Genomic DNA, 15,667 nt, shown 5'->3' with positions numbered 1-15,667 from the left:
TCGGCCGCGGAAAGTTTCGGCCGACCGCGCCACGGTGGTGCCGAATACCGTCCGGCGGCCTTGTGGGCCCATTCCCGGCAGGTACCCGGCAAGGCGTTTTCCGGGCCGCCGGTAAATGCGGCGTTACTGTCCGTCCTTCGGAAAGCCGCAGGCTCCGACAACTCGCTCACCTCGGTTGATGCATTCGAGTGAACCTGTGTGGAGCCCTATTGCAAACAGTGGAACGGCCGGTCTTCCCGCATTTTTGCGATCGGTCGGGATGCTATCGTTTAGCTCATGCAATTGACGGTGCTCGGGTGTGCGGGCAGTGCGCCGGGGCCCGATCTGCCGACCTCCGGGTACCTGGTGGAGGCGGGCGGCGCGCGGATCGTGCTGGAGCTGGGCAGCGGCGTGTTCGGCCCGCTCACGCGCCTGTGCGACCCGTTCGACCTCGACGCCGTGCTGCTGTCGCACCTGCACCTCGACCACTGCGCGGACTTCGGCTCGCTCACCGTCTACCGGCGCGAGCACCCCGAGCCGCCCTACGACGTCCGCGCGCGCCGGTTGCCGGTGTTCGCGCCGGCGCACGCACCGTCCCGGCTGGCCAACGCGCACGCCGCGAGCCGCGCCGAGCTGGCGACCACGGACCTGACCGACACGTTCGACTTCGTGCCCCTCGTGCCCGGCCACTACGCCGTCGGTCCGGTGGACGTCGAGGTGGCCGCGATGCGGCACATCTGCGAGGCCTACGGGTTCCGCATCTCGCACGGGGGCGTGTCGCTGGTGTTCACCGGCGACACCGTGCCGTGCCCGGAGCTGGTGCGGCTGGCCGAGGGCGCGGACCTGCTGCTGGCCGACTCGGCGTGGCGCGCGCAGGCCGGCCGGGCCAACTACCTGCACATGAGCGGCCGGGAGGCGGGCGAGGTGGCCAGGTCGGCCGGCGTCGGCCGGCTGGTGCTGACCCACGTGCTGCCGTGGTCGGACCGCGACGGGGTGCTGCGCGACGCGGCCGAGGCGTTCCCCGGTCCCGTCACGCTGGCCACCCCCGGCGCGACCTACGCGGTCTAGCCCGCGAACGCGGTGGACGGCAGGCCCTCGCCGACGCCCGGCAGCACCAGGACCGACCCGGCCAGCTCGCTCGACGCGCCCTCGCCCAGCCCGACCCGCGCGGTCGTCACGTAGAGGTCGGTGAAGTCCGCGCCGCCGAAGCAGCACGCCGTCGGCTGACCGACCGGCAGCTCGATCTCGCGGTCCAGCGCGCCGTCCGGCGTGTACCGGTGCAGCGCCGCGCCGCCCCACAGCGCGACCCAGATCGCGCCGGCCGCGTCCACGGTGAGGCCGTCGGGCAGCCCGCGCGGCACGTCCGCCAGCGGACGCCGGTTCGTCGCCTCACCGGTCTCGCGGTCGTAGTCGAGCACGTCGATCCGCCGCTCCGCCGAGTCGACGTAGTACATGAGCCTGCTGTCCGGGCTCCAGCCGATGCCGTTGCTGACGCTCACCTTGTCCAGCACGACCTTCGCGTCACCGCTGGGCTCCACGCGGGCCAGCCAGCCGCCCGGGTCCTCGTCGTAGCGCATCGTGCCCGCCCACAGCCGGCCCGCCGGGTCGACCGCGGCGTCGTTGCCCCGCACGCCGTCGCGGGCCCAGTAGACGAGCCACGTCTTGACCCCGTCCCGGTCGATCAGCGCCACGCCGTCGCGCAGGTTCAGCACCAGGCCGCCCCTGGACCGCGGCTTGGCCGCGCCCACGTGCTGCGGCACTTCGAGGACGGCGTCGTCGTCGCGCGACGGGCTGTACCGGTGCACCTCGCTGCCGAGGACGTCCACCCAGAGCAGCGTTCCGCTGGCGTGGTCCCACGTGGGGGCCTCACCCAGTTCCGCTTCGGCCCGCACCGCCACTTCGATCGACACCGGCACAGCCTACGGCGACGCCCCGCGGCCCACGGTGAAGACGCGGAAGTCCGCCGCTGAACACCTGTTCCCCGCGTAGCCTGGTGACGTGGACCCCACCGGCCCCTTCACGCCTCCGACGCCCGACCCGGTGGCCGCCGCGCCGACACCGGCCAAGCGGCCCAAGCCGTTGGCCAAGCGCGTCGTGCCGCCGCGACCCGTGCTGTCGGCCGTGGTCGTGCTCGGCTTCGTCGGACTGCTCTACGTGGTCGAGGCGATCGACACCGTGCTGGGCGGCAGGCTCGACGACGACGGGGTGATCCCGCGTGATTTCAGCCAGTGGGACAACATCCTGTGGTTCCCGCTGCTGCACGGCGACTGGACCCACCTGACCGGCAACGCCGTGCCGCTGCTCGTGCTGTCCTACCTGGCCACGTCCGGCGGGATCAAGCAGTTCCTCCAGGTCACCGCGGTCATCTGGCTGACCAGCGGGCTCGGCGTGTGGCTCTTCGGCTCGTACGGCAGCCACATCGGCGCGTCCGGCCTGGTGTTCGGCTTCCTGGTGTTCCTGCTGGTGCGCGGGGTCTTCGCGCGCAGCGTGCTGCAGATCGTGCTGGCCGTGGTGGTCTTCGCGCTCTACGGCGCGGCGCTGTGGGGCGTGCTGCCCGGCCAGCCCGGCATCTCCTGGGAAGGCCACCTGTTCGGCGCGCTCGGCGGCGTCCTCGCGGCCTGGGGCGTTGCCCGGGATGCCAGGAAGGGCGCCGCGACTACGCTGGGAGCGTGACCGCCACCGCCGATTCGCCCATCGCGATCTTCGACTCCGGCGTGGGCGGGCTGACCGTCGCACGGGCGATCATGGACCAGTTGCCGGCCGAGCGGATCCGCTACGTGGGCGACACGGTCAACTGCCCGTACGGACCGCTGCCGATCGCCCAAGCGCGGAAGTTCGCGCTGGAGGTGATGGACCGGCAGGTCGCCGACGGGGCCAAGCTGCTGGTCATCGCGTGCAACACGGCCTCCGCGGCGTGCCTGCGCGACGCGCGTGAGCGTTACGACATCCCGGTGATCGAGGTGGTGCTGCCGGCCGTGAGGCGCGCCGTCGCCACCACCCGGACGGGCCGCGTCGGCGTCATCGGCACGGTGGGCACGATCGCGTCAGGCGCGTACCAGGACGCGTTCGCCGCCGCACGGGACATCGAGGTCACCGCGGTCGCGTGCCCGAGGTTCGTGGACTTCGTGGAACGCGGCACCACCTCCGGCCGGCAGGTCCTCGGCCTGGCGCAGGCGTACCTGGAACCGTTGCAGCGGGCCGAGGTCGACACGCTCGTCCTGGGCTGCACGCACTACCCGTTGCTGACCGGCGTGCTGCAGATCGTCATGGGCGACGGCGTGACGCTCGTCTCCAGCGCGGAGGAGACCGTGAAGGACGTCGTGCGGGTGCTGACCGAGCACGACCTGTTCCGCGCCGGCGACCCCGACCAGCGGTTCAGTTGCACCGGGCCGGTGGAGCCGTTCACCCGGTTGGCGCACCGATTCCTGCCCGGGTTGGAAAGCGCGACCTTCCAAGCCCACGGCTGACCTGGCACGCTCCGTGGGTGCTGTTGACCATCCTCGGCTGCTCGGGCAGCCTGCCGGGACCGCACGGACCCGCATCCGGCTACCTCGTCGAGGCGGAGGGCTGCCGGCTCGCGATCGAACTGGGCAGCGGTGTCCTGGCGGCGTTGCAGGCGCGTCACGACGCGTTCTCGTTGGACGCCCTGCTGTTCTCCCACCTGCACCCGGACCACTGCGCCGACTTCACCACCCTGGCGGTCATCCGCCGCTACCACACCCACCCGCCGTACGACACCCGTGAACGCCGGCTGCCCGTGCACGGGCCCGCCGAGACCGCCGACCGCTTCGCCCGCGCGTACGCCGAGACCGCCGACGAACTGCTCACCACGGACCTGAGCGACGTGTTCGAGTTCCACACCCTCACTGAGGGCGCGGTGACGCGCGTCGGTCCGTTCGAGATCACGGCGGTCCGGGTCGACCACCCCACCGAGGCGTACGGGTTCCGCATCGCGACCAAGACCGCGACGTTGGCCTACACCGGTGACACCGGGCCGTGCGAGGCGTTGCTCGACCTGGCGCGCGACGTGGACGTGCTGCTGTCCGAGGCGACGTGGACGCACACCGAGGACCGGCCGGCCGGCACGCACCTGTCCGGTGTGCAGGCGGGGCGGGTGGCGGCGCAGGCGGGTGCGGGGCGGCTGCTGCTCACGCACATCGCGCCGTGGACCGATCGCGACGCCGTGCTGGCCGAGGCGCGGGGTGAGTTCGCCGGACCGGTGGAGGTGGTCGCCCAGGGCGACACGTACGCGGTTGACGGCTCGAAGGTCCGGGTAATCGGCGGCCATGGCAACTGATGTCGTCGAGCTGATCCTGGCCGACCACCGCAGGTTCGAGGAGCTGTTCCGCACGTTGCGCGACCGCGAGTCCGACCGCGCGATGGCGTTGAGCGAACTGGCGGCGCTGCTCGTCGCGCACGCCGAGGCCGAGGAGACCGAGGTGTACCCGGCGCTCAAGCGGTACAAGGAGGTCGACAACGACGAGGTCGACCACGGGGCGGAGGAGCACGCCGAGGGCCACCAGGCGCTGCTGGCGTTGATGGAGGTCGAGGACACGAGCTCCGAGGAGTGGGAGAGCAAGCTGGAGGAGCTGGTCGAGGCGCTCAACCACCACGTGGACGAGGAGGAGCGCACGATCCTCAACGACGCGCGGCAGGAGGTGTCCGACGAGCGGCGGGAGGAGCTGGGCCGGCTGTTCACCGAGATCCGGCAGAGCCGGTTGGACGACGATTGCGGCGACATCGGCTATGTGCGCAAGATCGCGGCAGCCACGGAGGACCGGATCGACTAACGTCGATGACGTGTCGAACGTCGAGGTGCGCCGGGTCGGACAGCACGATTTCGTGGCCACGAACGACCGGGGCGCTTCGGTGCGCGTCGGGCGCAAGGGGGCGGAGGGCGCGTTCACGCCGGTGGAGCTGCTGCTCGCGGCGGCGGCCGGCTGCGCGGCCGTGACGGCGGAGACGCTGATCACCCGCCGCGTGGACGGCGACCTGGTGGCCCGTGCGGACGACGTGCGCTCCGCGGACGGCCACTCGCTGACCAGCGTCCCGGTCGCCCTCGACTACGACGTCTCCACGTTGGACGACACCGAGCGCGCCGCCCTGGAAACCGCCATCCGCCGCGCCATCGACCAGCTGTGCACCGTCACCCGCACCCTGAAGTCCGCACCTCCCACCCCCCTGACCCTCCCCACCTGACCCGAGTGTCGAACCCTCAGGTCCCGAGTGTCGAACCTCCAGGTCGGGTGTGTCGAACGCCCCGGACCCCCGAGTTCGCCATTCGCGACCGCGCGACCACGTCGCCGCGGTGCCTGAGCGTTGAATTCGGGGGTCCGGAGCGTTCGACACTCGGGTCCTGGGTGTTCGACACTCGGGACCTGGGTGTTCGACACTCGCGGGGGTCAGGAGGTGCCGATGCCGTCCCAGACGGCGGTGGAGCCGCTGTGGCCGATGCGGACCGTCTGCACGGTGGCGGCGGCGCCCGCGGCGATCACCAGCACGGCGACGACGACGGCGATGCGGCGCCAGGTCTTCGGCACGGCCGGGTCCTCGGCGGCGGCGGCCCGCTCGCGGTCGGCCAGGCGGCCCGCGACCAGCAGCGCCACCACGACCACGCCGAAACCCAGCGCGAACGGCAGCAGGTCGTTGCCCAGGTCCCTGTGCCGCTGGATCAACGGGTTGCCCAACGACTCGAAGTGCACGTAGAGCTGGTCACCCGCCCACTGGGCCAACGGCACCGAGCCGACACCCAGCAGCGTCACGCCCAACAACGGCCACGCGTACCGCTGCCGCCACCGCGGCACCACGGCCATCGCCGCCGCACCCGCCGCGGCCATCGGGAGCAGCACCACCACCGCGTGGACCAGCAGCGGGTGCGCGGGGAGACCGAAGATCGTCACCAGGTCGTTCGCGAGTGCCATGCCTCTCCCTACGCCGGTGGGTCGCTCCCGGGTTCAGCGACATAGGGTAGTGCCGTGCTGAGGACCGATGGCAGGAACGACGACGTGCTGCGCGACATCCGGATCACCCGCGGCTTCCAGCAGTGGCCCGCGGGGTCGGTGCTGATCGAGTTCGGCAACACGCGGGTGCTGTGCGCGGCCAGCGTGACCGAGGGCGTGCCGCGGTGGCGGTCCGGTTCGGGCCTCGGCTGGGTGACCGCCGAATACGCGATGCTCCCCTCCGCCACCCACACGCGCAGCGACCGTGAGTCGGTGAAGGGCCGGATCGGGGGGCGCACCCACGAGATCAGCCGCCTGATCGGGCGTTCGCTGCGCGCGTGCATCGACCTGGCCGCGCTGGGCGAGAACACGATCGTGATCGACTGCGACGTGATCCAGGCCGACGGCGGCACCCGCACCGCCGCCATCACCGGCGCGTACGTCGCCCTGGCCGACGCCGTCACCTACCTGGGTGCCGCCGGCCGCCTGGCCGACCCCCAGCCGCTCTCGTGCGCCGTGTCGGCGGTGTCGGTCGGCGTCGTGGACGGCCGCGTGCGCCTGGACCTGCCGTACGAAGAGGACTCGCGCGCCGAGGTCGACATGAACGTCGTCGCCACGGACGCCGGCACGCTGATCGAGGTGCAGGGCACGGGCGAGGGCGCGACGTTCGCTCGGTCCACCTTGGACAAGATGCTCGACCTGGCCCTGGAGGGCTGCGCGCAGCTCAACCGCATCCAGGCGGAGGCGCTGGCCCTGCCGTACCCCGGTGTGCTGCCCGAGCCGAAGGTGAAGAAGAAGTGAAGCTGCTGCTCGCGTCGCGGAACAAGAAGAAGCTCGGCGAACTGCGCCGCATCCTGCTGGCCGAGGGGCTGGCGGGGATCGAGGTCGTCGGCCTGGACGACGTGCCGGAGTTCCCGGAGGCGCCGGAGACCGACCCGACGTTCGAGGGCAACGCCCTGGCCAAGGCCCGTGACGCGTTCAACGCCACCGGCCTGCCGTCGGTCGCGGACGACTCCGGCATCGCCATCGACGCCCTCAACGGCATGCCGGGCGTCCTCTCGGCCCGCTGGTCCGGCCGGCACGGCGACGACCAGGCCAACCTCGACCTGGTCTTGGGCCAACTGCGCGACGTCCCGGACGAGCGCCGCGGCGCGGCCTTCGTCTGCACGGCCGCGTTCGTGGCGGGCCCCGACGCGGAGACCGTCGTGCGCGGCGAGTGGCGCGGCACGATCACCCGCGAACCGGCCGGCGGGAACGGCTTCGGCTACGACCCGATCTTCCGCCCCGAAGGCCACGACGTGACGTCCGCCGAACTGACCCCGGACGAGAAGGACGCCCTCTCCCACCGCGGCCGCGCCCTGCGCCTGCTCCTCCCGCACCTGCGCGAGCTGGCGAAGTAGCCAGGAGCCCGCCGCGCACCGCACGGCGGGCCACTCCGTCGGGATCAGGCGGGCAGTTCGCGCAGCAGCTTGGCCACGTGGCCGGTGGCGCGGACGTTGTACATGGCCTTCTTGACCTTGCCCTCGGGGTCGACCAGGAACGTCGAGCGGATCACGCCCAGGACGGTCCGGCCGTAGTTCTGCTTCTCCCCGAACGCGCCCCACTCGGCCAGCACCTTGCGGTCCACGTCGGACAGCAGCGGGAAGTTCAGGCCTTCCGCGGCGGCGAACGCGGCCAGCTTCTCCGGCTTGTCCGGCGAGATGCCGACGACGTCGTAGCCCGACGTCGCCAGGTCGCCGATGCTGTCGCGGAAGTCGCACGCCTGCTTGGTGCAGCCCGGCGTGCCCGCGGCCGGGTAGAAGTAGACGACCACGGAGCGGCCGAGGTAGTCGGAAAGCGAGACGGGCTTGCCCTCGCTGTCGGGCAGCGTGAACGCCGGGGCCTGGTCGCCCGGGGACAGGCGCTTCTGCTCGGTCATGGCCCCAGACGCTACAAGGTCAGGCCACGCCCTCGAACGTCGCGCTGGGCTCCTGGTTGGCACCGTTCGGCTCGACCACCAACCGCAGCCGCACGGGCTCGGCGGGCACGGCGAACGCCACCGTCAGCACGGTCTCCGCGCCGGGTGCCACCTCGGTGACCCCCGCGCCGACGCCGTTGAGCCCCTGCACGGAGTCGCGCACCTCGGCGACCGGCGCGCCGTCGACGAACGCACGCAGCGACAGCTGGCTGGTGCGGTAGGCGGTCTTGGTGCCGTTGACCACCGTCAGGGTGAACACGGCGGTGCGCGGCGACTGCGGGAACGATGTGTCGCTCGGCTTGAGCGACGTGGGCGGCTGCACGGTCACGGCCATGCCGTTGCCCCACACGCGCTGCGTGCCGAAGGCGGTGGACCCGGCCGACGACGGCGCGTCACCGCGCTGCTCGGCCACCGCGGACGGCCCGGGGGGCGTGGAAATGTCGGAGGGGTCCGCACATCCCGCCATTGCCAGGCCGAGGCACACGCCGACGGCCAGTCTGGCGAACTTCACGAACCTCCCCTTCCCGCCCCGGCGGTGGGCTTGACTGCGACTGCCACCACCATGACGGTGCCGGGGGGTGCTCGGTGGCCGAACCAGGCCCTTGATTCGCACCTGGTGCCTGCCTGTGGCCAACCCGTGATGACGCACGGCTGCCCGCGTGGGCGGCACCACACCTGGCAGGCGCCCACGCGGGTCGGCGGCCGAGCACCGGGCGAGCGGATCGCCCGGAAGTTGGGGAGCGCGTCGGGGGGCGTGCGCGCTCCACTACGATCATCGCGGCCCGTGGCCGAATCGCTACACCTCTACTTCAGTCTTCACCCGTTCGGACGAACCCTGGACGGGCGAACGTCCCGCGAGTTCGGCCAGCAGCTCGTAAGACCGGAGCCGGTCGGACTGCTCGGCCACCATCGTGGTGACCATCAGCTCGTCGGCCACCGTGTCCTCCAGCAGCCGCTCCAGCTCCGCCGCGACCGTCCGCGGCGAGCCGATGACCTGCGACGCGAGCCGGTCCTCGAAGATCAGCCGCTCGACGTCGGTGTACGGGTAGTCGGCGGCCTCCTGGGACGTGGCCAGCGGACCGGGCCGCCCGCTGCGCAGCTTGACGAACGCGAGCGCGCCGGGACCGGCGATGTGCAGCGCCTGCTCGTCGGTGTCGGCCACCACCACCGAGGCGCAGACCAGCGCGTACGGCTCCGCGAGCCGCTCGGAGGGCCGGAACCGCTCGCGGTACAGCGCCAGCGCGGGCAGCGTGTTCTCCGCGCTGAAGTGGTGGGCGAACGCGAACGGCAGCCCGAGCAGCCCCGCGACCTGCGCGCTGTACCCGCTCGACCCGAGCAGGAACAGGTCCGGCTTGTTGCCCTCGGCGGGCATCGCGTTGAGCTCCTCGGTGCCGTTGAAGTACCCGGTCAGCTCGCTGAGCTGCTGCGGGAAGTCGTCCACCGAGAGAGGGCCGGTGGTCCGGCGCAACGCGCGGGCGGTGCGCTGGTCCGTGCCGGGCGCGCGGCCGATGCCCAGGTCGATGCGGCCGGGGTGCAGGGCGGACAGCGTGCCGAACTGCTCGGCCACGACCAGCGGCGGGTGGTTGGGCAGCATCACGCCGCCCGAGCCGACGCGCAGCGTGGTGGTGGCGTCGGCGACGTGGCCGATGAGGATCGCGGGGGAGGAGCTGGCGACACCGGGCATGTTGTGGTGCTCGGCCAGCCAGAACCGGGTGAAGCCGAGCCGTTCGACGTGCTGGGCCAGCTCACGCGTGTGCCTCAGCGCCGTGCGCGCGTCCGTCGCCGTGGTGACCGTGGCGAGGTCGAGGGCGGACAGCGGCACGTCGTGAAGTCGACTCATGCCTTCGACCAACGCCGAAGACCTCGAAAGCCTTCCTGGTGTGACGGTCGCGACACCGGGAAGCGCCCGGCCGTGCGCCGGCGTTGTCCATGACATGGACGTCGTGGTCGTCGGTGCAGGTCAGGCGGGGTTGTCCGCGGCCTACTTCCTCAAGCGCGCGAACCTCGACCACGTCGTGCTGGACGCCGACGGGGGTCCGGGCGGCGCGTGGCGGCACCGCTGGCCGACGCTGCGGATGGCGACCGTGCACGGCATCCACGACCTGCCGGGCATGCCGTTCGCCGAGCCGGACCCGACCGCGCCCGCCAACGAGGTGCTGCCCGCGTACTTCGCCGACTTCGAACGCCGCAACGGCCTCGACGTGCGGCGGCCGGTACGCGTGCACGCCGTCCGCGACCACGGCGGGCTGCTGCGCGTCGAGACCGACCACGGCGCCTGGGAGACCCGCGCGCTGGTCAACGCCACCGGCACGTGGACCCGCCCGTTCTGGCCCCGCTACCCCGGTCAGGAGCTGTTCCGGGGCCGTCAGCTGCACTCCTCGCAGTACCGGGGTCCCGAGGAGTTCACCGGGCAGCACGTGGTGGTGGTCGGTGGCGGCACGTCCGCGGTGCAGCAGTTGCTGGAGATCGACCGGTACGCCGCCCGCACCACCTGGGCGACGCGCCGGGAGCCGGAGTTCTTCGACGAGCCGTTCACGCCGGAACTGGGCCGTGCCGTGGTCGCCAAGGTCGACGAACGGGTCCGGCAGGGGTTGCCGCCCCGCAGCGTGGTCAGCGTGACCGGGCTGAACCTCACCCCGGCCGTCCGCGACGCCCTCCGGACCGGCGTGCTGGACCGGCGGCCGGTGTTCGAGCGGATCACCGAGGACGGCGTGGTCTGGCCCGACGGCACGCACGAGCACGTCGACGCCATCCTGTGGGCGACCGGGTTCCGCGCCGCCCTCGACCACCTCGCACCGCTGCGCCTGCGCGGGCCCGGCGGTGGCATCGGGCTCGACGGCACCAGGGTCGTGGCGGACCCGCGCGTGCACCTCGTCGGCTACGGGCCGTCGGCCAGCACGGTCGGCGCCACCAGGGCGGGCCGTGCGGCGGCGCGGGAGATCAAGGCGTCGCTGTCCCGCCGAGAGGCCGCCTGAACAGGCGCGACGCCTTCTGGCCGAGCAGGTTCGCGCCGACGCCCAGCTTGTAGCGCAGCAGGTCCAGCCTGCCCACGTTGCGCCGGGCCAGGAACTCGCGGGTGGCCGCCGCGTCGAAGAACCAGGGGAACAGCGAGGACGGGTCGTTGAACCCCTCCCACAGCTGCTCGCCGATGTCCTCCCGGCGTGACGCGGCCAGCATCACGGTCTTCTGCTCGTCGTTGAGCGGCGCGAGCAGGCCGTTGGAGAAGTCGCTGGTGTAGCAGCCGCGCTCCCACCACTCGTCGAACCGCTCGGTCAGCCACGCCGCGGTGAACGGCCCCTCGTGCGCGGCCAGCTCCTCGGCGAAGAACCGCGCCATCCGGGTGGCGTTGTTCGCGCCCTGGCCCGCCAGCGGGTCGTTGAGCACGACGGCGTCGCCGAGGCCCAGCACGTGTCGGCCGGACGGCAGCACGGCCACCGGCTTGCGCACCACCGGCACGATCTGGCCCTTGATCCACGTCACCGGGCTGGTGGCGCGCGCGGGCCGCAGGAACTCCGACTCGTGCGGGAACAGGTCGTCCACCACGGACTTCAGCACCTCCAGCCCCTCGTCGGCCGAGGTCACGTCGCCGAACCGGTCGCCGCGGCCACCCGGAGTCGCCTCCACCACGATGCTGCGCGACTCGCCGACGTCCTTGTCGAAGAACGGGATCCAGAACACCTCCAGCGTGCCCGGCAAGAACGAGAACACCCCCTCCCGGTGCTCGGGCCGCGCGGCCATGTCGTAGCCGTGGATGTTGACCATGAACAGGCTGCGCTGCGGCTCCGAGTGCACCGACCTGACCGGGTCGCGTTCGAACAGGCCGGTCAGCGACTTGTGCCCGGCCGTGACGACGACCAGGTCGTGCGACGCCGCCAACCGGTCCAAGTCGTCCACGCCGACCGTGCCGATCACCACCGACGCACCCCGCCGCTCCACCTCCCGCAGCCCGGCGGAGAACTTCAACCGCTGGTCCACGGCCAGCGCGGGCTTGCGCAGCGGCGCGTCGACGGAGAACGCCAACGAGCGGTCGTCCGTGAACAGGTCGAGGTGGATGCGCCGCACCCGGGACGCCTCGGGCCAGAGGGACAGGCCCAGGTCGGCCTCGTACTCGACCTGGTCGCCGAACAGGCAGGCGGTCGGCCGGCCGCGGTCGTCGAGGTGGTCGTCCGCCGTCCGGTCGGAGTAGAGGGTGACCCGCCATCCGGCGCGCAAGAGCGCCGCCGACAACACGAGGCCCGCCTGACCTGCGCCGATGACCGCGATTGTGCCCACACCAGAGATCCTCGGCAGCCGCTGTGCGCAGGCCAATAGCTCAATCGGGTCTACTAGCCTCGGCGAGGTGCACAGGGGGTTGCGCGTCGTTGCCGGGTTGTTGCTCGGCTTCGCAACAGCGCTGGTCGATCTGTTCGTCGTGGTGTTCACCCGGAAGGCGGCAGTGGCCGTGGCCGGGTTGGAACGGCGGCGGCTGCGGGCGTTCCTCGGCATCGACAGCGCCGAGCCGACCCGGGAGCAGGCGGTGCGCTACCTGGCCGTGCGGTCGGCGGTCGGGCTGTTCGGCGGGTTCGTGCTGGCCTGGCTGTTCTACGGGCTGGCGATGGCCGTGATCGTGGCGTACCGGTTGGTCATGGGCGGTCCGCGCAGCGGCCTGGACCCCTCGGACGGCTGGGCGGCCTTCCTGTGGACCGGGGCGATCGGCGTGGTCCTGCTCTACATCGAGGTGCAGGGCATCATCGGCGTCGTCGCGCTGGAGGGCAAGGTCGCCCGGCGGTGGCTCGGCCCGAGCGAGGCCGAGCTGCTGCGCCTGCGCATCGACGAGCTGGCCGCGAGCCGGGCGGGCATCGTGGCGGCGGTGGACGCCGAGCGGCGGCGCATCGAGCGCGACTTGCACGACGGCGTGCAGCAGCGGCTGGTCGCGCTGGGCATGCTGCTCGGCCGCGCCCGCCGCAACCCCGACCACGCCGACGCCCTGCTGGCCCAGGCGCACGAGGAGTCCCGGCACGTGCTGGAGGACCTGCGCGAGGTGGCCTGGCGGGTCTACCCGGCGGCGCTGGACTCGTCGGGGCTGGTCGAGGCGCTGGAAGCGGTGGCGGACCGGTCCGCGATCCCCGTGCGCATCCGGTGCGCGCCCCTGACCGCCGCACCGCAGGTGGAGACGGCCGTGTACTTCGTGGTGTGCGAGGCGGTGACCAACGCGGCCAAGCACTCGGGTGCGACCATGATCGGCGTGGACGTCACCGAGGAGGAGGGCGCGGTGCGGGTGCGGATCGCGGACGACGGCGTCGGGGGAGCCGACCCGGCGGGCGGTGGGCTGGCCGGGCTGTCCCGGCGGGTGCTCGCGCTGGACGGCGCGTTCGACGTGACCAGCCCGGCCGGCGGCCCGACGGTGATCACCGCGGAGGTGCCGTGCGGGTGATCCTGGCCGAGGACTCGACGTTGCTGCGCGAAGGGCTCGTGCGGCTGCTCGTCGAGGAGGGGCACGACGTGCTCGCCGCCGTCGGTGACGCGGAAGCGCTGGTCAGTGCTGTGGCGGCGCACGTGCCGGACGTCGTGGTGACCGACGTGCGGATGCCGCCGACGAACTCCGACGAGGGCCTGAAGGCCGCGTTGGAGATCCGCCGGCGGTTCCCCGGTGTCGGTGTGCTGGTGCTGTCGCAGTACGTCGAGCAGCGCTACGCCGTCGACCTGCTCACCGAGCACGCCGACGGCGTGGGCTACCTGCTCAAGGACCGCGTCGTGCAGGTGGAGGAGTTCCTCGACGCGTTGCGCCGGGTCGGCGCGGGCGACGTGGCGTTCGACCCGGAGGTGGTGCGGCGGCTGCTGGCCCGCACGAGCCACCCGCTGGACGTGCTGACCGAGCGGGAGCGCCAGGTGCTGGGGCTCATGGCCGAGGGGCACACGAACAACGCCATCGGGTCCCGCCTGCACGTGTCGCGCAGCGCGGTGGAGAAGCACATCAACTCGATCTTCGACAAGCTCGGCCTGTCCGATGTGGACGGCTACAGTCGGCGCGTGCTGGCGATCCTGCGCTACTTGCGGGTCTGAGCCTTCTTCTTCTGCCGGGACAGGCGTGACACGACGAACCACGCGACAGCCACCACGACCAGGCCGATCACGACCTTCGACACGACGCCCATGTACTGGTCGATCAGGTGGTAGTTCTCGCCCAGCACGTACCCGGCGAGGATGAGCGCGGAGTTCCAGATCAGGCTGCCGGCCGCGGTGAGCAGCAGGAAGCTGGGCAGGGGCATGCGCTCGACGCCCGCGGGGATGGAGATGAGGCTGCGGAAGATCGGCACCATGCGGCCGAAGAACACCGTCGCCTTGCCGTGCCGGGCGAACCACTGCTCGGTGCGGTCCACATCGGACACGTCGACCAGCGGCAGGCGTTGGGCGATGGCCCTGATCCGGTCACGACCGAGCAGTGCGCCGAGGTAGTACAGCGCGAGCGCGCCGGCGACCGACCCGGTGGTGGTCCACAGGATCGCGGCGAGCAGGTTCATCTTGCCCTGGCTCGCGGTGAAGCCCGCCAGGGGCAGGAACAGCTCGCTGGGCAGGGGCGGGAACAGGTTCTCCAGCGCGATCGCGATCCCGGCGCCGGGCGCGCCGAGCGCTTCCATCATGTCGGTGACCCACGAGACGACGTCCATGATGCCAAGTTACGAACGCGCCGATGCCGTCGCCATGAAGCCTGCCGCACACCCGGGTGTGGAAAACCTCAGTTCCCCACCGCGGCGTGCGCGGCCAAGCCCTTGGCGTAACGCGAGATCACGGCTTGGAGCACCAGGCGGTAGAGCCACCCCGTCCCCCGCGCCTTCGGCTCGAACGACGAGTGCCAGCGGATCGCGGTCCCGTCGCCGTCCGGCGTGAGGTCGATGAACGCCCGGTAGTCCCTGATGGCGAGACCCGAGAGCAGGGTGTAGCCCACCCGCCGGTTCGGCGTCAGTTCGACGACCTCCTCCCTCGTCAGCGCCTTGCGGCCTTGGTTGTGGAATACCCGCACTTCGCCGACCCCATTCGCGTCACCGGCCCGTTCCCGCTCGTACCGCACGACCGGCGACCAGCTCGGCCACGTCGAACCGTCCGCGACCAGGCGGTAAACCCGTTCCGGGGGTGCTTCACTGCGGACCCGCACGTCCACTCGTTGTACCATGTGGTACATGTACCATTTGGTACATGACGGAACAAGGGGCCGCACGTCAGCGCCTGCTCACCGCGGTCGTCGAGCACCTGGCGTCGCACGGCTTGGCGGACGTGAGCCTGCGCGGGCTGGCCGAGGCGGTGGGCACGAGCCACCGGATGCTGATCTACCACTTCGGCTCGATGGAGGGTCTGCTGGTGGAGGTCGTGCGGGCGGTCGAGGCGAAGCAGCGGGCCGTGCTGGCGTCCCTGCCGACCGACGACCCGGCCGAGGCCGCCCGCGCGTTCTGGCGCACGCTCACCGACCCTGCCCTGCGCGCCCACGAACGCCTGTTCTTCGAGCTCTACGCCCAGGCCGCCCAGGGCCGTCCCGGCGTGACGCCGCTGTTGGACGGCATCGTCACCGACTGGCTGGAACCGGTGGCCGCCGTCCAGCGCGCCCTCGGCCACCCGCCCGCCGTCGCCGCGGCGCGTGCCCGCCTTGGTCTGGCCGTCGCCCGCGGCCTCCTGCTGGACCTGATCGCCACCGACGACCTGGCCGCCGTCAACGCCGCCATGGACGAGTTCATCGCCCTGACCACCCCGTGAGTCGAACCTCCAGGTCCCGAGTGTCGAACCTCCAGGCCCCGAGTGTCGAACCTCCAGGTCCCGAGAG

Annotated in this window: 20 protein-coding genes; 12 read left to right on the top strand and 8 right to left on the bottom strand. The window is 72.0% G+C overall.

All coding sequences use genetic code 11. From position 1 onward, the window contains the following. The first annotated feature begins 276 nt into the window (after positions 1-276). The gene (locus FHX81_RS15410) at positions 277-1,047 is read left to right on the top strand and encodes an MBL fold metallo-hydrolase (RefSeq protein WP_141978826.1); all 771 of its coding nucleotides are present in this window, start codon (positions 277-279) and stop codon (positions 1,045-1,047) included. Here the strand turns inward: FHX81_RS15410 and FHX81_RS15405 are convergent. Then, positions 1,044-1,889 carry an SMP-30/gluconolactonase/LRE family protein gene (locus FHX81_RS15405; protein WP_342787202.1) on the bottom strand — a complete coding sequence of 282 codons (846 nt, stop codon included), beginning with the start codon at positions 1,887-1,889 and terminating at the stop codon, positions 1,044-1,046. The two genes, FHX81_RS15410 and FHX81_RS15405, sit on opposite strands and share 4 nt — an antisense overlap. Positions 1,890-1,977: 88 nt before the next feature. On the opposite strand from FHX81_RS15405, the gene FHX81_RS15400 reads away from it, so the two are divergent. Genes FHX81_RS15400 through FHX81_RS15380 form a run of 5 tightly spaced genes read left to right on the top strand, consistent with a single transcriptional unit; the run spans position 1,978 to position 5,178 of the window. Then, positions 1,978-2,652, top strand: coding sequence for a rhomboid family intramembrane serine protease (locus FHX81_RS15400; protein WP_425473823.1), 675 nt, complete (start codon positions 1,978-1,980; stop codon positions 2,650-2,652). Then, on the top strand, positions 2,649-3,446 hold the full coding sequence (gene murI, locus FHX81_RS15395) for a glutamate racemase (RefSeq protein ID WP_141978824.1): 798 nt from the start codon (positions 2,649-2,651) through the stop codon (positions 3,444-3,446). The genes FHX81_RS15400 and murI overlap by 4 nt, the downstream gene beginning before the upstream one ends. A 17-nt stretch (positions 3,447-3,463) precedes the next feature. Further along, complete coding sequence (locus FHX81_RS15390; protein WP_141978823.1) at positions 3,464-4,276, top strand: MBL fold metallo-hydrolase; 813 nt, start codon at positions 3,464-3,466, stop codon at positions 4,274-4,276. After that, complete coding sequence (locus FHX81_RS15385) at positions 4,266-4,769, top strand: hemerythrin domain-containing protein (RefSeq protein ID WP_141978822.1); 504 nt, start codon at positions 4,266-4,268, stop codon at positions 4,767-4,769. The genes FHX81_RS15390 and FHX81_RS15385 overlap by 11 nt, the downstream gene beginning before the upstream one ends. 10 nt (positions 4,770-4,779) lie before the next feature. Beyond that, positions 4,780-5,178 carry an OsmC family protein gene (locus FHX81_RS15380; RefSeq protein ID WP_246107830.1) on the top strand — a complete coding sequence of 133 codons (399 nt, stop codon included), beginning with the start codon at positions 4,780-4,782 and terminating at the stop codon, positions 5,176-5,178. A 203-nt stretch (positions 5,179-5,381) separates the two neighbouring features. Here the strand turns inward: FHX81_RS15380 and FHX81_RS15375 are convergent, their stop codons facing one another. Beyond that, complete coding sequence (locus tag FHX81_RS15375; RefSeq protein ID WP_141978820.1) at positions 5,382-5,900, bottom strand: DUF2231 domain-containing protein; 519 nt, start codon at positions 5,898-5,900, stop codon at positions 5,382-5,384. 54 nt (positions 5,901-5,954) lie between these two features. Here FHX81_RS15375 and rph point away from each other — a divergent pair, with 54 nt between their 5' ends. Next, entirely contained in the window at positions 5,955-6,719 is a 765-nt protein-coding gene (gene rph, locus FHX81_RS15370) for a ribonuclease PH (RefSeq protein WP_141978819.1), read from the top strand. Beyond that, positions 6,716-7,318, top strand: a complete 603-nt coding sequence (gene rdgB, locus FHX81_RS15365; RefSeq protein WP_141978818.1) for an RdgB/HAM1 family non-canonical purine NTP pyrophosphatase — start codon at positions 6,716-6,718, stop codon at positions 7,316-7,318. Before rph ends, rdgB begins: the two co-directional genes overlap by 4 nt. Before the next feature lie 44 nt (positions 7,319-7,362). On the opposite strand, the gene bcp is transcribed toward rdgB, so the two are convergent. From bcp to FHX81_RS15350, 3 genes are all read right to left on the bottom strand, one after another. Continuing rightward, the gene (gene bcp, locus FHX81_RS15360) at positions 7,363-7,836 is read right to left on the bottom strand and encodes a thioredoxin-dependent thiol peroxidase (protein ID WP_141978817.1); all 474 of its coding nucleotides are present in this window, start codon (positions 7,834-7,836) and stop codon (positions 7,363-7,365) included. Positions 7,837-7,855: 19 nt separating this feature from the next. Then, complete coding sequence (locus tag FHX81_RS15355) at positions 7,856-8,386, bottom strand: hypothetical protein (protein WP_141978816.1); 531 nt, start codon at positions 8,384-8,386, stop codon at positions 7,856-7,858. Positions 8,387-8,671: 285 nt separating this feature from the next. Then, the gene (locus FHX81_RS15350; protein WP_141978815.1) at positions 8,672-9,715 is read right to left on the bottom strand and encodes an LLM class flavin-dependent oxidoreductase; all 1,044 of its coding nucleotides are present in this window, start codon (positions 9,713-9,715) and stop codon (positions 8,672-8,674) included. Positions 9,716-9,809: 94 nt separating this feature from the next. On the opposite strand from FHX81_RS15350, the gene FHX81_RS15345 reads away from it, so the two are divergent. After that, complete coding sequence (locus FHX81_RS15345; RefSeq protein ID WP_141978814.1) at positions 9,810-10,850, top strand: FAD-dependent oxidoreductase; 1,041 nt, start codon at positions 9,810-9,812, stop codon at positions 10,848-10,850. Here the strand turns inward: FHX81_RS15345 and FHX81_RS15340 are convergent. Beyond that, entirely contained in the window at positions 10,816-12,147 is a 1,332-nt protein-coding gene (locus FHX81_RS15340; protein WP_141978813.1) for a styrene monooxygenase/indole monooxygenase family protein, read from the bottom strand. The two genes, FHX81_RS15345 and FHX81_RS15340, sit on opposite strands and share 35 nt — an antisense overlap. 67 nt (positions 12,148-12,214) lie before the next feature. On the opposite strand from FHX81_RS15340, the gene FHX81_RS15335 reads away from it, so the two are divergent. Beyond that, positions 12,215-13,288: a sensor histidine kinase gene (locus FHX81_RS15335; RefSeq protein WP_246107829.1), complete on the top strand. Its 1,074-nt coding sequence runs from the start codon at positions 12,215-12,217 to the stop codon at positions 13,286-13,288. Continuing rightward, positions 13,279-13,917 (top strand): response regulator transcription factor, encoded by a 639-nt coding sequence (locus tag FHX81_RS15330; protein ID WP_141978811.1) that lies wholly within the window; start codon positions 13,279-13,281, stop codon positions 13,915-13,917. The genes FHX81_RS15335 and FHX81_RS15330 overlap by 10 nt, the downstream gene beginning before the upstream one ends. Here FHX81_RS15330 and FHX81_RS15325 read toward each other — a convergent pair. Together FHX81_RS15325 and FHX81_RS15320 are read right to left on the bottom strand one after the other, a co-directional pair. Next, a complete protein-coding gene (locus tag FHX81_RS15325; protein WP_141978810.1) occupies positions 13,902-14,522 on the bottom strand; it encodes a DedA family protein in 621 nt (206 codons plus the stop codon). The genes FHX81_RS15330 and FHX81_RS15325 overlap by 16 nt on opposite strands. Positions 14,523-14,590: 68 nt before the next feature. Further along, the gene (locus FHX81_RS15320) at positions 14,591-15,034 is read right to left on the bottom strand and encodes an SRPBCC family protein (RefSeq protein WP_246107828.1); all 444 of its coding nucleotides are present in this window, start codon (positions 15,032-15,034) and stop codon (positions 14,591-14,593) included. Positions 15,035-15,048: 14 nt separating this feature from the next. Here FHX81_RS15320 and FHX81_RS15315 point away from each other — a divergent pair, with 14 nt between their 5' ends. Further along, positions 15,049-15,600, top strand: coding sequence for a TetR/AcrR family transcriptional regulator (locus FHX81_RS15315; RefSeq protein ID WP_141978809.1), 552 nt, complete (start codon positions 15,049-15,051; stop codon positions 15,598-15,600). Positions 15,601-15,667 lie beyond the last annotated feature (67 nt).

Source organism: Saccharothrix saharensis, assembly GCF_006716745.1.
In the GTDB taxonomy this organism is placed as follows: Bacteria; Actinomycetota; Actinomycetes; order Mycobacteriales; family Pseudonocardiaceae; genus Actinosynnema; species Actinosynnema saharense.
This window is presented reverse-complemented; position numbering and strand designations above follow the sequence as displayed.

Bases quoted from the DNA above. Each gene is read 5' to 3' on its own strand.
- FHX81_RS15410 (WP_141978826.1), top strand. From the start codon at position 277: ATGCAATTGACGGTGCTCGGGTGTGCGGGCAGTGCGCCGGGGCCCGAT.
- FHX81_RS15385 (WP_141978822.1), top strand. From the start codon at position 4,266: ATGGCAACTGATGTCGTCGAGCTGATCCTGGCCGACCACCGCAGGTTC.
- FHX81_RS15375 (WP_141978820.1), bottom strand. From the start codon at position 5,900: ATGGCACTCGCGAACGACCTGGTGACGATCTTCGGTCTCCCCGCGCAC.
- bcp (WP_141978817.1), bottom strand. From the start codon at position 7,836: ATGACCGAGCAGAAGCGCCTGTCCCCGGGCGACCAGGCCCCGGCGTTC.
- FHX81_RS15350 (WP_141978815.1), bottom strand. From the start codon at position 9,715: ATGAGTCGACTTCACGACGTGCCGCTGTCCGCCCTCGACCTCGCCACG.
- FHX81_RS15345 (WP_141978814.1), top strand. From the start codon at position 9,810: ATGGACGTCGTGGTCGTCGGTGCAGGTCAGGCGGGGTTGTCCGCGGCC.
- FHX81_RS15325 (WP_141978810.1), bottom strand. From the start codon at position 14,522: ATGGACGTCGTCTCGTGGGTCACCGACATGATGGAAGCGCTCGGCGCG.
- FHX81_RS15320 (WP_246107828.1), bottom strand. From the start codon at position 15,034: ATGTACCACATGGTACAACGAGTGGACGTGCGGGTCCGCAGTGAAGCA.
- FHX81_RS15315 (WP_141978809.1), top strand. From the start codon at position 15,049: ATGACGGAACAAGGGGCCGCACGTCAGCGCCTGCTCACCGCGGTCGTC.